The following is a 13949-nucleotide window of genomic DNA, read 5'->3' as shown; positions in this document are numbered from 1 at the left end:
CGGAGGCGACCCTGCCCCCACTGGCACGCACCGGGTGGGTGGCCTGGCGCAGTTCCGAGGATGTATCCGGAGCCGACCCCCGTTCGGGTGGGGAGCATCTCGAGCGTTGCGGAAACCCGCACACATCCCGCACACGTGCCTGTCGCCCCTTGTGCTACTCGATGCCGTCCACTGCCGAAGCGGACATCGTCCGTGCGCCGGGCAGTCCGACCCAGCGGTGACTGTCGGACTCGACGACCGTGACGAGCACCGTGTCACACCCACGGCAGCGCGCCACCGCCCCCATCGCGGTGCGGTGGACGGTGGTCTGCCCGAGCACCCCGAGCGAACCGCACCCGGCGCAGCGCAGGGCGACCACGGTCGGCTCGGGCCCCAGACTGTCGGCCAGCGTCCCCGCCAGTGCGTTGCCGTCCACGACGACCATCAGCTGCCCCCGAACCGTTCGGCGCGGACGTCGCTCGTGTCGTGCCCGAGCTCGGTGAGCCAGCGCAGCACCTGCTCGACGAACGGCGTCGACCCGCACACGTAGACCAGGGCACCCGCGTCCGGCGGGAACACCGCCGCAGCGAGCGCGTCCCGCGTCAGCCGCCCGGCCGGCACGGACGAGCCTGGAGGCGCGGTGCGGCTGTACACGTGGGTCACCTCGAGCGGTGCCCGGCTCGCGAGCGCCTGGTCGAGTTCCGCACGGAAGAACACGTCGTCCGGCGTGCGGACGGCTGCGAGGAGCCGGAAGGGCGCCGGGTCGTCCGCCTCGGCGTGGGCGGTCACCATCGCGACGAGCGGCACGATGCCGGAGCCGCCGGCGATGAGCTGCACGGGCCTGGTGGACTCGCCCGGCCGCCAGACGAACCAGCCGCCCAGGGGTCCGTGGACATCGAGCGCGTCGCCGACCTCGACAGCGTCGACGAGGAACGGGGAGACCTCGCCGCCGTCCACGCGGTCGACCGCGAGCACGACATCGGTCGTGGGGCCGGCCGACGCGATGGAGTACGAGCGCTGGGCCTGGTAGCCGTCCTCGGCGGTCAGCCGCAGGTCCAGGTGCTGCCCGGGGTCGTTGCCCGGCCAGGTGGGGACGTCGAGGACGATCCGGCGCGCGTTCGTCGTCTCGCGGACGACGGACGCGACGGTGGCGGCGTGCCAGGCCGGCCGCCTGCGTGCGGCGGGTCGCGTGGCGGGGGTGATCCGTGCCTCCAGGCCGGTGTCGGGGAGCGTCACCAGTACCGCTCTTCCTTCCACGGGTCGCCGTGCAGGTTGTAGCCCGCGTTCTCCCAGAAGCCGGGCTCGTCGTCTGACTGCATGACGATGCCGCGTACCCACTTGGCGCTCTTCCAGAAGTACAGGTGGGGGACCAGCAGGCGGGCCGGCCCGCCGTGCTCGGGCGTCAGGGGCGCACCGTCGGCCTCGAACGCGATCCAGGACTTGCCGTCGAGCAGCTCGTCGAGCGGCACGTTGGTCGTGTAGCCGCCGTGGCTGTGCACCATGCAGTAGTCGAGTTCGGTCTCGACGTCCTCGAACAGGCGGTCGAGCGGGACGCCCCGCCACGGCATGTCGAGCTTGGTCCAGTGCGTGACGCAGTGGATGTCGACGGTGACGTCCTCGACGCCGAGCGCGTGCACCTCGTCCCAGGTCCACTGGTGCAGGCCGGACTCGGTGCGGATCGAGAAGGCCCAGTCGGTCGGCTCGATGTCGGGCGTCGCGCCGGCGGACAGGACGGGCCAGTCACGGACCAGGGTCTGCCCGGGCGGGATGCGGGTGTCGTCGCGGTCGGCACGGCGACCGCCGAACCCGCGGGTGAACGTGGCCATGGTCCTCCTCGGGAACGTCGGTGCGTTCCCGATCATGCCGCGTGCCGGAGCGCGCCGTGTAACGGGTTGGTAAACGTTCCACCCGTGCACGGAACGGTCGTCCTCGGGGGCGGATCCGCACCGGTCCGCCGTTCCCGGCGCCCCTGGTCCCGCGTCGACCGCCGGGAGCGGGCTTGGGGGATCGGCCGGGGACCTCTATCGTTCACCGGAACGATTACAGGAGGGGTCACCCCGAATGCAGCCCATCGTCCCCGAACCCCGAGGCGCCCACGGTCCGAGCCGTCGGGCGCTCATCACCGGCGCCGCCGGTCTGGCCGGCCTCGGCCTGCTCACGCTCGCCGGGTGCAGCTCCGGCGCGTCCGCTGGCACCCCCACGATCCCCGAAACCGCAGCCACCGGCGTCGCCCGTCGCGGCGGACGCCTGCGCATCGCCCGGCCGGCGGCCTCGGCCGCCGAGACCCTCGACTCCGCCAGCTCGCTGTCGGCCTACGAGTATCTCGGTGCGCTGTACAACCGGCTCGTCAAGCTCGACCAGCAGGGCACCCCGGTGCCGGACCTGGCCGAGGAGTGGTCCGCGAACGCCGACGGCACCGAGTGGACCTTCGCGCTCCGCCGTGGCGTGACCTTCCACGACGGCTCCCGCTTCACCGCCGACGACGCCATCGCGAGCATCCGGCACATCCTCGACGAGAAGACCGGCAGCCCGCAGGCCGGCGTGCTCGGCGAGGTCATGGACGCCGACTCGATGCGCGCCGTCGACCCGTACACGCTCCGCTTCTCGCTGACGAAGCCGAACGCCGAGTTCCCCTCGCTGCTCACCGCGTACCAGTGCTACATCGTGCCGGCAGACGCCGTCGCCGACATCGGCCGCACCGGGATCGGGACGGGGCCGTTCCGGCTGTCGTCCTTCACCCCGGCCGGCGCGGGCAGCGTCGAGGCCTACGCGGACCACTTCGCCGGCCGGCCAGCACTCGACGGCATCGACTTCTACTCGATCCAGGACACCACGGCGCGGGTGAACGCCCTGCTCGCCGGGCAGATCGACCTCATCTCGCAGACGAACCTGGACTTCGCGACCGCCCGGGTGGTGTCGGCGTCCGGCCGGGCCACCGTCGCCCGGTCGAAGAACGCCCAGTGGTACACGATCCCGATGCTCGCCACGAGCGACGAGTTCAGCGACCCACGGGTGCGCCAGGCGATGAAGCTCGCCTACGACCCCCGGAAGATCGTCGACACGGCGCTGCAGGGGACCGGTTCGGCGGGCTGGGACAACCCCGTGCCGCCGCAGCTCGCCGCGTTCGTCGACGACCACCGCGAGTACGACCCGGACAAGGCCCGGGCGCTGCTCAAGCAGGCCGGGCGTGCGGACTTCCGCGCCGAGATCTACACGTCGAGCTACGAGTCGGTGTTCACCCCGATGGCCGTGGCCTACCGGGACGCCGTCGCCGACGCGGGCATCCGCCTGACCGTCCGCAACGCGAGCTCCGACTCGTACTACACGCAGATCTGGATGCAGAAGCCGCTCATGGTGAGCTACTGGTTCACGGGGCGGCCGATCGACCAGCTGCTCAACCAGATCTTCCGCTCGGGCTCGTCGTACAACGAGAGCGCGTGGTCGAACGAGACCTTCGACGGGCTGCTCGACGACGCCCGAGCCGAGATGGACGACGCCAAGCGGCTCACCCTGTACCAGGACGCCCAGCGGCTCGTCGTCGAGCAGGGAGCGGACATGACGCCGATGTTCGGCGACCGGCTCGTGGGGTTGTCCCGCGACGTCGTGAACTACTCGGAGTACGGCTTCGAGTTCGACTACCTGCGGATCGGACTGCGCCGATGACGACCACGAACACACCGTCGGACGTCCTCGTCCCCGTCCTCCGCCGCGTCGGCATCGCCCTGCTGACCGTGGTGCTCGCCTCGCTCTTCGTGTTCCTGGCGGTGCAGGCGCTCCCCGGTGACGTCGCCCAGCAGCTGCTCGGCCAGAACGCCACCCCCGACGCCGTCAAGCAACTCCGCGAGACGCTCGGCCTCGACCAGAACGTCTGGCTCCGCTACCTGCAGTGGCTCGGCGGCGCCGTGCACGGCGACTTCGGCACCTCGCTCGTCAGCGGCGAACCGGTCGCCCCGACCCTGTTCACGGCGTTCCGGAACAGCATGCTCATCGCCGTGCCCGCGATGCTCGTCGGCGTCACGGTGTCCCTGACGCTCGGTGTCGTCGCCGGTGTCCGCCGCGGCCGTCCGAGCGACAGGGTCATCTCGATCGTCAGCCTGGTCGTGATGAGCGTGCCGGAGTTCATGGTCGCCACCGTCCTGGTGCTGCTGTTCGCGATCGGCCTGCCGGTCTTCCCCGCCGTCGTGCTGCGGGGGAGCGACGCCACCGTCGCCGAGCTGCTGCCCACGATCTGGCTGCCGATCATCGTGCTGACCCTCGCGATGGCCGCCTACATCGTGCGGACGGCCCGCTCGTCGACCATCGACGTGATGGCGTCGGAGTTCGTCACGACGGCCGAGCTCAAGGGCCTGACCATGCGCCGGGTGGTCTGGAAGCACGCGGTGCCGAGCGCCCTGCTGCCGACGCTCAACGTCGTCGCGCTCAACGTCGCGTGGCTGCTCGGCGGTGTCGTGGTGGTCGAGAACGTCTTCAACTACCCGGGCATGGGCAAGCTCATGCTCGAGTCCGTGTTCAACCGCGACCTGCCCACGATCGAGGCGATCGCCCTGCTGAGCGCCCTGATCTACGTCGTGTGCAACCTGGCCGCCGACCTCGTCGCGCTCGCACTCGACCCGAAGCTGCGGACCCGCCAGCGGCGCCCGCGCACGCGCACCCGCAGCGCCCGCAGCACCAGGAAGGCCGCCGCATGACCGCCACCGCACCCCGCCGCCGCACCGGACGCGACGTCCTCGCCGGCGCGCTCGCACCCCTGCGCGGGTCGACGGCGCTGAGCATCGGGCTCGGCCTCATCGCCCTGCACGTCGTCCTCGCCCTGCTCGCACCGGTCATCGCCGGACACGACCCGGTCGCCACGAACGCCGGCGACGTGCTCGCCGGTCCGACGTGGACGCACTGGCTCGGCACCGACCAGTACGGGCGCGACGTGCTCTCCCGCACCCTGAACGGCGGCCGGTACGCGCTGTCGGTGACGTTCCTCGCCACCACGATCGCCGTCGCGGTCGGCACCGTGCTCGGCTGCGTCACGGCGTACGCCGACAACTGGTTCGACGAGGTCGTCATGCGCGTCGTCGACGCCCTGCTCAGCGTGCCGTCGATCCTGGCGCTCCTGGTCGTCGTCACGGTGTTCGACGCCGGTCTGTGGGTCATCGTCCTCGCCGTCACCGTCGTCTACGCCCCCGCGGTGACCCGGGTCGTCCGCGGCGCCGCCCGCACCGTGATCACCCAGGACTACGTCACCGCTGCCCGCGCCCGGGGCGAGCGGCCGCTGTCGATCGTGTTCCGCGAGATCCTGCCGAACGTGCTCGACGTCGTGCTCGTCGAGTACGCGATGCGGGCCTCGTGGATCGTCCTGCTCGTCGCGTCGCTGTCCTTCCTGGGCTTCGGCGCGAACCCCCCGACCCCGGACTGGGGCCTGATGGTGCAGGAGAACCGCACCGCGCTCACCGTGGTGCCGCTCGGCACCCTCGCCCCGATCGTGGCACTCGCCACGCTGGTGATCGGACTGAACCTCGCGGCCGACGGCCTGAGCAAGTCGCTCGGCGTCGACCGCGCCAAGCAGGGAGTCAGCGCATGACCCGCACCGACACCGGCACGACGTCCGCAGCGACAGCGACAGCGACCGTGCCCGACGCGATCGTCCGCGTGGACGACCTGTCCATCTCGTACGCCGCCGGCAAGCGACGCGTCCCCGTCGTCCGGGGAGTCTCGTTCGCGATCGAGGCCGGTCGCACCCTGGGCCTGGTCGGCGAGTCCGGCAGCGGCAAGTCCACCGTCGCGCGGACGCTGCTCGCGCACCTGCGGGCCGGGTCGGCGATCGACGGCGGGACGGTCCGCGTCGACGGCGCCGACGTCTTCGCCCTGTCGCCGTCCGGTCGCCGGGAACTCCGCGGCGGCACCGCCTCGGTCGTCGCCCAGAACGCCGGCCAGGCGCTCACCCCGTCGATGCGCGTCGGGGAGCAGATCCGCGAGGCCCTCCGCGCGCACGGCGAGCCCGACGGCCCGGAGCGCGTCGCCGAGCTGGTCCGGCTGGTCCGGCTGCCGGACCCCGACGCGATCGTCCGCCGGTACCCGCACCAGCTGTCCGGTGGGCAGCAGCAGCGCATCGCCATCGCGATGGCCGTCGCCGCCCGGCCGCGCGTGCTCGTCCTCGACGAACCGACCACCGCCCTCGACGTCGTCACGCAGGCTGCGGTCCTCGACCTGGTCGCCGACCTCGGCGAGCAGCTCGGCATGGCCGTCCTGCTCGTCAGCCACGACCTCGGGGTCGTGTCCGCCATGGCGGACGAGATCGCCGTGATGCGCGACGGCGAGGTCGTCGAGCACGCCGCCACGGCGGCGCTCTTCGCCGCGCCGCAGCACGAGTACACGCGCGCCCTGCTGGCCGCAGTGCCGGACGGGCGACGGCCGGGAGGATCGGGGCACGTGCCCGAGACGGCGACCGTCTCGTCGACGGTCGCCTCCATGGCCGGCCGAACCGTTCCTCCCGAACCGCTCGCCCGCCCTGTGGTGACCGCCGAGGACCTGGTGATCCGCTACGGCCGCGGCCTGCCGGCCGCCGTCGACGGCGTCTCGTTCACGATCGCCGCACACGAGACGCTCGCCGTCGTCGGCGAGTCCGGCAGCGGCAAGTCGACGCTGGCGACGGCGCTGGCCGGGCTGGTGCCCGCCGAGTCGGGGACCTTCACCTACGACGACGGCACGACCCACGGCGACCTGCGCGTGCCGATCGCCGGTCGTGCGGCCGACCTGCGGCGCGCGGTGCAGCTCGTGTTCCAGAACGCGGACACGTCGCTCAACCCGCGGCGCACCGTGGGCGCCGCGATCGCACGGCCACTCCGGTTGTTCAGCGGCTCGTCCTCTCGAGAGCGGGTCGGGACGCTCCTGACGCAGGTCGGGCTCGGGCCGGAGTTCGCCGACCGACTGCCCGCGCAGCTGTCCGGCGGGCAGCGGCAGCGCGTCGGGATCGCGCGCGCACTGGCAGCGGAGCCGTCGCTCGTGATCGCCGACGAGATCACCACCGCGCTCGACGTGCAGGTGCAGGCGGGGATCCTCGCGCTGCTGGCCGACCTGCAGCGCGAGCGGGGCCTCGCCTGCCTGTTCATCAGCCACGACCTCGCCGTGGTGCGGGGCGTGGCCGACCGGGTCGCGGTGATGACCGGCGGCCGGATCGTCGAGATCGGACCGACCGAACGCGTGTTCACCGGCCCGAACCACCCGTACACGTCGACGCTGCTCGCGGCGACGCTCGAACCCGGCAGCACGACCCTGCCCGACGTCGGTGACGGCGTGCCGCGCTGGCGGCACGCCGACGGCTGGACCGACCACGGCGACGGACACCGCACCCGCAACTGGGAGGACGCATGACCACCGACGACGGCACCCACCACGGCACCGCCGCCGCCAGCTTCACCGCCATCGGCGACCCCGGCTCGCTGCCCGCGGGCGTGACGGTCCGCGACGAGTGGATCCCGATGCCCGACGGCGTGCGGCTGCACGCTCGGATCTGGGCCCCGGCGCAGTCGCAGCCCGGGGCGCCGAGCGACCCGACCCCGGTGCTGCTCGAGTACCTGCCGTACCGGCTCGACGACTGGACCGCGCCGCGCGACTCGGAGCGGCACCCCTGGTACGCCCAGCACGGGTACGCCTCGGTCCGCGTGGACATCCGCGGGACCGGCTCGTCCGACGGGTTCTTCGACGACGAGTACAGCGAGCAGGAGCTGCTCGACGGCGAGTCCGTGATCGCGTGGCTCGCCGAGCAACCGTGGTCGACCGGTGCGGTCGGCATGTTCGGCATCTCGTGGGGCGGCTTCAACGCGCTGCAGCTCGCGGCCCGGGCACCCGCCGCGCTCAAGGCCATCGTGACCGTCTGCTCGACCGACGACCGGTACGACAACGACGTGCACTACGTCGGCGGCGCCGTGCTCGGCATCGACATGGCGGCCTGGGGTGCGACGATGTTCGCCTTCAACTCCCGGCCGCCCCGGCCCGAGGTCGTCGGCTCCGGCTGGGTCGACCGCTGGCGGGAACGGCTCGAGGCGAACCGACCGATGACGCCGGTGTGGCTGGCGCACCAGGAGCGCGACGACTACTGGCGGCACGGCAGCGCGGCCGAGGACTACGACGGCATCCGCGCCGCGGTGCTCGCCGTCGGTGGCTGGGCGGACCCCTACCGGGACGCCGTGCTCCGGCTCGTCGACCACGTCAGCGCCCCGGTGAAGGGCATCGTCGGCCCGTGGTCGCACCAGTACCCGGACCGTGGGCTGGCGCCGGGTCCGTCGATCGGGTTCCTGCAGGAGACCCTGCGCTGGTGGGACCGCTGGCTGCTCGGGGTGGACACCGGTGTCGAGGACGACCCCGCACTGCGGGCCTGGATCAACGAGGGCGAGGCCCCAGCGCCGTACTACGCCGGTCGCCGCGGTCGCTGGATCGGTGCCGAGGCATGGCCCTCCGCCGCGACCCACGAACGTGTCCTGCCCCTCGCCGCACTCCGGGGCGGGGACCTCGGGCCCGTCGTCGTGCGGTCCCCGCAGCACACCGGGATGGACGCAGGCCGGTTCTTCCCGTTCGGCAACGCCACCGACCTGCCGCCGGACCAGCGCGCCGAGGACGGCCGGTCGGTCACCTTCGACCTGCCCGTCGGCAAGGCATTCGACCTGCTCGGCAACGTGCTCGTGCGGTTGTCCGTCACGAGCGACCAGCCCCGGGCCACCCTGACCGTCCGGCTCTGCGACGTCGCCCCGGACGGCTCGTCGACGCTCGTCACCCGCGGGGTGCTGAACGCCGCGAAACGCGACGGCATGGACCGCGACGACGTGCTCGTGCCCGGGACGCCGGCCGAGCTGCCCGTGCGCCTGGTCTCGACCGGCCACCGGTTCGCCGCCGGACACCGGCTGCGCATCGCCGTCTCGTCGTCCTACTGGCCGTGGGTGTGGCCGCACGGCGTCGAGGCCACGGTGACGATCGACCCGACCGCCTCGAGCGTGACCCTGCCCACCTGGACCCGGACGACCGACGACGGCGTGGCCTTCGCCGAGCCCGAACGGTCCGAGCCCCTGGTGATCGAGCGCGTCGCCCCCGCCGATCCGCTGCCGCAGCGCACGGTGACGCACGACGTGGAGACGGGGGAGTGGACGCTCGACGTCGACCCCGGGTACGGCGGCGGGCGGGTCTACCCGGACGGCCTGGTGTTCACTGAGGACGCCCGTGAGACCTACCGGATCCGCTCCGACGACCCGACCAGCGCACGGGCGAGTTCCCGCTGGGCGATCGGGCTGACGAAGCCCGCGTGGGCCGCGCGCCTCGAGACCACGTCCGAGGTCACCGCCGACGCCGACGCCTTCCACGTCGTCAACACCGTGAGCGCCTGGGCCCGCGACGGCGGACCCGACGAACCCGAGGTGCTCGTCACCGAGCGCACCTTCGTCGACGACGTGCCGAGGACCTCGGCGTGACCGCGGCAGCACGGGTGCGGCAGCGGCCGGAGGTCCGACGCGCGATGATCGTCGAGGCCGCCCGCGCGGTGATCGTCCGGAACGGCGTCGGTGCCACGGGACTCCGGGACATCGCGGCCGAGGCAGGGGTCTCCGTCGGCACCGTGACGTACCACTTCGGCAGCGTCGCGGAGATCCTCAACGAGGTCGTGGTGCTCGAGACGGAGCGCTTCTACGGCGCGATCGTCACGGCCGTCGACGCCGAACCCGACGTGCTGGTGGGACTCCGGATGCTCGTGGCGCCGCTGTTCGGCGACACCGAGCAGGTCCGGCAGCACTGGCGGATCTGGTCCGACTACTGGACCGCGGTGGTGCGTCGGCCCGAGGTCGCCGCCGAGTACGCCGAACGGATCCGCGTCTGGGAGGCTTGCCTGGTGCGGGTCATCCGGCGCGGGGTGGACGCCGGCGTGTTCGGGGGCGCACGCGACAGCACGGGGAGCACCGACCCGGTCGACGCCGACACCGTCGCCCTGCAGCTCGCCGCGTACAGCGACGGCGTCGCGACGCAGATCGCCCAGGGCGTGCCTGGCCTCACCAACACGGTCGCCCTGTCGTGGATGTGGCGGTTCCTGTCGCACGAACTCAGTGTGCCCGCTGTGGACATCGCCGGAACCGGCCGTTCCCCCTTGTGATGAGGTAAGGCTTCCCTTACCGTGGGCACATGGCACGGACCCGGCGACAGCCCAGCGAACGCATCCTCATCGCGGGCGGTGCCGAAGACCTGGTCGAGATCCACCGCCAGCTCGCGGAACTCCCCGAGAACGCGTACGGACAGGTCTTCGTCGAGGTCGCCCTCGCCGAGCAGATCCGCCTGCTGCCGGCCCCGCCGCGCGTCACCGTGACGTGGCTGGTCCGGAGCGCCCGCAGCTCGGCCGTCGCCCCGCTGGTCTTCGCCGACCACGGTGAAGCGCTGGCACACGCCCTGACCGGGTGGGCCGCCGAGTGGTGCGTGACGGACTGCGAGCCCCGCACCTCGGTCTGGATCGGGTGCGCCGACAGCCCGTGGATCGAGCGCGCACGGTCCATGGTGCAGCTCGAACTCACCGACGCCGGCCAGCAGGTCCAGGTCGAGTACGGCGGGTAAGGGCAGCCTGCTCTTCCTTGCGGTGTGCAAAAGACGGGGGCATGGTTGTCCCATGACCACGCAGAGCACGACCACCACGAGCACCACGTCCCCGTTCTCGACCACGCCGGAGCTCGCTGCCGGGGTCGCCCAGTTCCTCGCCCCCGTCGTCATCGACCTCGAGGCACTCGTCGTCAACGGCAAGCAGGCGCACTGGCACGTCCGTGGCCGCAACTTCGTCGGCGTGCACGAGCTCCTCGACGAGATCGTCGAGCACGCGCAGGACTACGCGGACAAGGCTGCGGAGCGCATCGTCGCCCTCGGCCTGCCGGTCGACTCGCGCATCGCGACCGTCGCAGCGAACACCACCCTGCCGCCGCTGTCGCAGGGCTTCCAGAACTCCGACGTCACCGTCACCGAGGTGATCGCCCAGATCGACGCGGCACTGCTGCAGGTCCGCCGTGCCGTCGACGGCCTCGACGAGGTCGACCTCAACAGCCAGGACGTCGCGATCGAGATCGAGCGCGCACTGACCAAGGACCGCTGGTTCCTGCAGGCGCACCTCGCCGCCTGAGTCGCGACCACAGCGCTGACGGGAGGCCCGGTGCCAGCTGGCACCGGGCCTCCCGTCCGTCTGCGGTCGCGTCCCGCGCCCGCACATCACGCCGACGGCGTGACCAACCCGCTCTCGTAGGCCAGCACGACGGCGTGCACCCGGTCCCGCAGCTGCAGCTTCGCCAGGACCCGGCCGACGTGGGTCTTCACGGTCTGCTCGGCGATGAACAGCTCCGCCGCGATCTCGCCGTTCGACCGCCCCTGCGCCATCAGCAGGAACACGTCCCGCTCACGGTCGGTCAGCACGTCGAGCACCTCGGTCTTCGGTGCCGCTGGCTGCGGACCGGCGACGAACGCCTCCACCAGGTGCCGGGTCACCCGCGGAGCGAGCATGGAGTCGCCGGCTGCGACTGTCCGGACGGCCTGCACGAGCTCCTCGGCGCTGGCGTCCTTGAGCAGGAACCCGCTCGCCCCGGCACGGAGCGCGTCGAACACGTAGTCGTCGATGTCGAACGTCGTGAGCATCACCACGCGGACCGGCGACGCCGTGGGCGCCGCGGTGATCCGGCGGGTCGCCTCGATGCCGTCGAGTTCCGGCATCCGCACGTCCATCAGGATCACGTCGGGCCGCAGCACGGTCACCATCGCGACCGCTTCGGCGCCGTTCGCTGCCTCGCCGACGACGTCGACGTCGTCCTGGGCCTGGAGGATCGCCCGCAGTCCGACACGGAACATCTGCTGGTCGTCCACCACCATCACCCGCGTCATCGCGATCCTCCTTCGGCCGTCGGCTGCGACGTGGTCGCGGTGGGCTGGGCGGGCAGGCTGACCGCGACGCGGAAGCCGCCGTCCGGGTCGGGTCCGTGGTCGATGGTGCCGCCCAGCGCGGCGACCCGCTCGCGCATGCCCGCCAGACCGAAGCCGCCGTCGTCCGGCGGCGCACCGGCCATGCTGCCGGCCGGGGGTGCGGTGTTGGCGACCTCGACCGTGAGGGCCGACCCGTGCCTGTCGACCGTCACGACGGTTGCCGCACCGGGCGCGTGCCGGGCCACGTTGCCGAGCGCCTCCTGCACGACCCGGTACACGGTGAGCTGCGCGAGCCGCCCGACGTGGTCGATGTCGTCGTCGTCGGCGAGGCTGAGGTCGTCGCCGAGCAGGAGCTCGACGGGGATGCCGGCCGCGCGGGTGGCCTGCACCAGTGCCGGCAGGTCGGCGAGCCGCGGCTGCGGCGCACGCTCGGCGTCGGCGTCGGCGCGCAGGGTGCCGAGCAGCTGCCGCATCTCCCGCAGGGCCGTGCGCGACGTCTCGGCGATCGCCGCGAACTCCGCTCGGGCCGCGGGCGGCAGGTCGGCCACGCGGTACGGGGCGGACTCGGCCTGCATGTGCACGACGGACATGCTGTGTGCGACGACGTCGTGCAGTTCACGGGCGATCCGGGAGCGTTCCTCGACCGTCCGGCGCCGCGCCTGCTCGAGCTCGGTGTCGCGGCGGGCCGCTGCGAGTTCCTCGCGCACGGACCGGCGCTGCCCGATGACGACCGCCGCGGCGGCCAGGACGAGGGTGTCGCCGGCGCTCACCACGAAGCTCGTCGCCCAGACGTCGACCTGACCCCACCGGCCGGGCGTCACACCGATGAGCACCAGGGGGAGCAGCGTCGCCGCGACCCAGACCACGGCGGTCAGCCGCCAGGTGGTGCGGACGCCCAGCACCACGAGCAACAGGCTGAGTCCGATGATGCTCGTCACCGAGATCGGCCAGGGTCCGACGGACCCGTCCGCCGTCAGGACCCCGAGGCCGGCGAGGGCGGCGAGGTGCACGACCGACGCGGTCCGGGGGAAGAGGGGCGCGAGGCCGATGCTCGCCGACAGCACGGCGGTGACGAGCAGGGCGAGCGGCACCGGGACGCCGTCGTGCACGGCGGTGACCGGGGCCGCGACGGCGAACAGGGAGACCGCGACGAGCACGAACCCGATCCGGAGCGCCAGGGTGCCCCGGGTCGGTCGGTCGGGCCGGGGTGGATCGGGGACGATGGTCACGGGCGGGCGATCTCTCCGGTTCGGGCGAGGCGAGGTGCGGGGGAGGGGGACGACGACTGCACGGCCTTCGTGACGGCCTTCGTCGAAGCCATCGTGGCAGGCTTCGTCGCCGTCGGGGTGCTCGGGGTGCTCGGGGCTGCTGCTCGGGCTTCGGCACGTGCGTCGCGCCTGCGGCTGATGCTCCCGAGCAACCGGTCGACGACGACCCCGAGCCCGGCGGCGACCACCATCGACACCAGGGCCGCGACGATGGGTTCGTGCAGCACGCTCGATGCGGCCAGCGCGATCCCGATCGACACCGCCGACCACGCGAGCCCCGCGATCGCGCTGATCGCGAGGAACCGGCGGTAGGGCAGGCCGGTGGCACCGGCCGTCATGTTGACCGCGACCCGGCCGACGGGGATGAAACGACCGGTCAGGATGAGGCTGGCGGACCGGCGCTGCATCTGCCGTTCCGCGAAGGCGAACGCCGCCGCGATCCGTGGTCGCTTCGACCGGGCCAACCGGGCGAACCCGATCCGGCGGCCGATCCAGTACGCGATCGAGTCCCCGGCGATCGCACCGAGGGCGGCGGCGACGAGCACCACCGCGAGCACGGGCTGCCCCGACGTCGCGGCGATCGCGGCGACCGCGACCAGGGCGGACTCGCTCGGCACCGGCGGGAAGAAGCCGTCGAGCAGGCACAGGGCGAACAGGATGACGTAGACGAGCGGACTCGCGGCCAACTCGACGACGAGCGGGGTGATCTGGTCGAACACGGGGTGTTCCCTCCCGCCGACGGCGTTCGTCGACGAGGACGACGCTACGGAGCCGCGGCGCCGCTGCCAT

14 protein-coding genes are annotated in these 13949 nt (G+C 72.6%); 8 read left to right on the top strand and 6 right to left on the bottom strand.

The window, feature by feature from the left end; genetic code table 11:
* Window positions 1-154: 154 nt before the first annotated feature.
* The 3 genes from QRN30_RS15480 to QRN30_RS15470 are packed head-to-tail and all read right to left on the bottom strand — an operon-like array spanning window position 155 to window position 1805.
* Window positions 155-424 carry a DUF6510 family protein gene (locus tag QRN30_RS15480; protein ID WP_259552515.1) on the bottom strand — a complete coding sequence of 90 codons (270 nt, stop codon included), beginning with the start codon at window positions 422-424 and terminating at the stop codon, window positions 155-157.
* Window positions 424-1215: a ferredoxin reductase gene (locus QRN30_RS15475; protein ID WP_259552516.1), complete on the bottom strand. Its 792-nt coding sequence runs from the start codon at window positions 1213-1215 to the stop codon at window positions 424-426. Before QRN30_RS15475 ends, QRN30_RS15480 begins: the two co-directional genes overlap by 1 nt.
* Window positions 1212-1805: a molybdopterin-dependent oxidoreductase gene (locus QRN30_RS15470; RefSeq protein WP_042537144.1), complete on the bottom strand. Its 594-nt coding sequence runs from the start codon at window positions 1803-1805 to the stop codon at window positions 1212-1214. The genes QRN30_RS15475 and QRN30_RS15470 overlap by 4 nt, the downstream gene beginning before the upstream one ends.
* Window positions 1806-2040: 235 nt before the next feature.
* Here QRN30_RS15470 and QRN30_RS15465 point away from each other — a divergent pair, with 235 nt between their 5' ends.
* From QRN30_RS15465 to QRN30_RS15430, 8 genes are read left to right on the top strand one after another with little or no spacing between them, the layout of a single operon-like run.
* On the top strand, window positions 2041-3642 hold the full coding sequence (locus QRN30_RS15465) for an ABC transporter substrate-binding protein (RefSeq protein ID WP_042537146.1): 1602 nt from the start codon (window positions 2041-2043) through the stop codon (window positions 3640-3642).
* Window positions 3639-4667 carry an ABC transporter permease gene (locus QRN30_RS15460; protein ID WP_159556298.1) on the top strand — a complete coding sequence of 343 codons (1029 nt, stop codon included), beginning with the start codon at window positions 3639-3641 and terminating at the stop codon, window positions 4665-4667. Before QRN30_RS15465 ends, QRN30_RS15460 begins: the two co-directional genes overlap by 4 nt.
* Window positions 4664-5551, top strand: a complete 888-nt coding sequence (locus QRN30_RS15455; RefSeq protein ID WP_042537148.1) for an ABC transporter permease — start codon at window positions 4664-4666, stop codon at window positions 5549-5551. The genes QRN30_RS15460 and QRN30_RS15455 overlap by 4 nt, the downstream gene beginning before the upstream one ends.
* Complete coding sequence (locus QRN30_RS15450; protein ID WP_259552519.1) at window positions 5548-7341, top strand: dipeptide ABC transporter ATP-binding protein; 1794 nt, start codon at window positions 5548-5550, stop codon at window positions 7339-7341. Before QRN30_RS15455 ends, QRN30_RS15450 begins: the two co-directional genes overlap by 4 nt.
* Window positions 7338-9428 carry a CocE/NonD family hydrolase gene (locus QRN30_RS15445; protein WP_284761327.1) on the top strand — a complete coding sequence of 697 codons (2091 nt, stop codon included), beginning with the start codon at window positions 7338-7340 and terminating at the stop codon, window positions 9426-9428. Before QRN30_RS15450 ends, QRN30_RS15445 begins: the two co-directional genes overlap by 4 nt.
* Window positions 9425-10099 carry a TetR/AcrR family transcriptional regulator gene (locus QRN30_RS15440; RefSeq protein ID WP_159556290.1) on the top strand — a complete coding sequence of 225 codons (675 nt, stop codon included), beginning with the start codon at window positions 9425-9427 and terminating at the stop codon, window positions 10097-10099. Before QRN30_RS15445 ends, QRN30_RS15440 begins: the two co-directional genes overlap by 4 nt.
* 29 nt (window positions 10100-10128) lie before the next feature.
* A complete protein-coding gene (locus QRN30_RS15435; RefSeq protein ID WP_017887393.1) occupies window positions 10129-10551 on the top strand; it encodes an SIP domain-containing protein in 423 nt (140 codons plus the stop codon).
* Window positions 10552-10603: 52 nt separating this feature from the next.
* Window positions 10604-11104: a Dps family protein gene (locus QRN30_RS15430; protein WP_056068605.1), complete on the top strand. Its 501-nt coding sequence runs from the start codon at window positions 10604-10606 to the stop codon at window positions 11102-11104.
* Window positions 11105-11190: 86 nt separating this feature from the next.
* Here the strand turns inward: QRN30_RS15430 and QRN30_RS15425 are convergent, their stop codons facing one another.
* Genes QRN30_RS15425 through QRN30_RS15415 form a run of 3 tightly spaced genes read right to left on the bottom strand, consistent with a single transcriptional unit; the run spans window position 11191 to window position 13879 of the window.
* The gene (locus QRN30_RS15425; protein WP_284761325.1) at window positions 11191-11853 is read right to left on the bottom strand and encodes a response regulator; all 663 of its coding nucleotides are present in this window, start codon (window positions 11851-11853) and stop codon (window positions 11191-11193) included.
* Complete coding sequence (locus QRN30_RS15420; RefSeq protein WP_284761324.1) at window positions 11850-13121, bottom strand: sensor histidine kinase; 1272 nt, start codon at window positions 13119-13121, stop codon at window positions 11850-11852. Before QRN30_RS15420 ends, QRN30_RS15425 begins: the two co-directional genes overlap by 4 nt.
* Complete coding sequence (locus tag QRN30_RS15415) at window positions 13118-13879, bottom strand: DedA family protein (RefSeq protein WP_194590909.1); 762 nt, start codon at window positions 13877-13879, stop codon at window positions 13118-13120. Before QRN30_RS15415 ends, QRN30_RS15420 begins: the two co-directional genes overlap by 4 nt.
* Window positions 13880-13949: the final 70 nt, after the last annotated feature.

Source organism: Curtobacterium sp. MEB011 (assembly GCF_030209655.1).
Classification (GTDB): domain Bacteria; phylum Actinomycetota; class Actinomycetes; order Actinomycetales; family Microbacteriaceae; genus Curtobacterium; species Curtobacterium poinsettiae.
The sequence above is the reverse complement of the archived record's forward strand: the minus strand, read 5'-3'. Positions and strand labels throughout refer to the sequence as shown.

Bases quoted from the DNA above. Each gene is read 5' to 3' on its own strand.
- QRN30_RS15445 (WP_284761327.1), top strand. From the start codon at position 7,338: ATGACCACCGACGACGGCACCCACCACGGCACCGCCGCCGCCAGCTTC.
- QRN30_RS15460 (WP_159556298.1), top strand. From the start codon at position 3,639: ATGACGACCACGAACACACCGTCGGACGTCCTCGTCCCCGTCCTCCGC.
- QRN30_RS15435 (WP_017887393.1), top strand. From the start codon at position 10,129: ATGGCACGGACCCGGCGACAGCCCAGCGAACGCATCCTCATCGCGGGC.
- QRN30_RS15470 (WP_042537144.1), bottom strand. From the start codon at position 1,805: ATGGCCACGTTCACCCGCGGGTTCGGCGGTCGCCGTGCCGACCGCGAC.
- QRN30_RS15425 (WP_284761325.1), bottom strand. From the start codon at position 11,853: ATGACGCGGGTGATGGTGGTGGACGACCAGCAGATGTTCCGTGTCGGA.
- QRN30_RS15455 (WP_042537148.1), top strand. From the start codon at position 4,664: ATGACCGCCACCGCACCCCGCCGCCGCACCGGACGCGACGTCCTCGCC.
- QRN30_RS15430 (WP_056068605.1), top strand. From the start codon at position 10,604: ATGACCACGCAGAGCACGACCACCACGAGCACCACGTCCCCGTTCTCG.
- QRN30_RS15465 (WP_042537146.1), top strand. From the start codon at position 2,041: ATGCAGCCCATCGTCCCCGAACCCCGAGGCGCCCACGGTCCGAGCCGT.
- QRN30_RS15480 (WP_259552515.1), bottom strand. From the start codon at position 424: ATGGTCGTCGTGGACGGCAACGCACTGGCGGGGACGCTGGCCGACAGT.
- QRN30_RS15450 (WP_259552519.1), top strand. From the start codon at position 5,548: ATGACCCGCACCGACACCGGCACGACGTCCGCAGCGACAGCGACAGCG.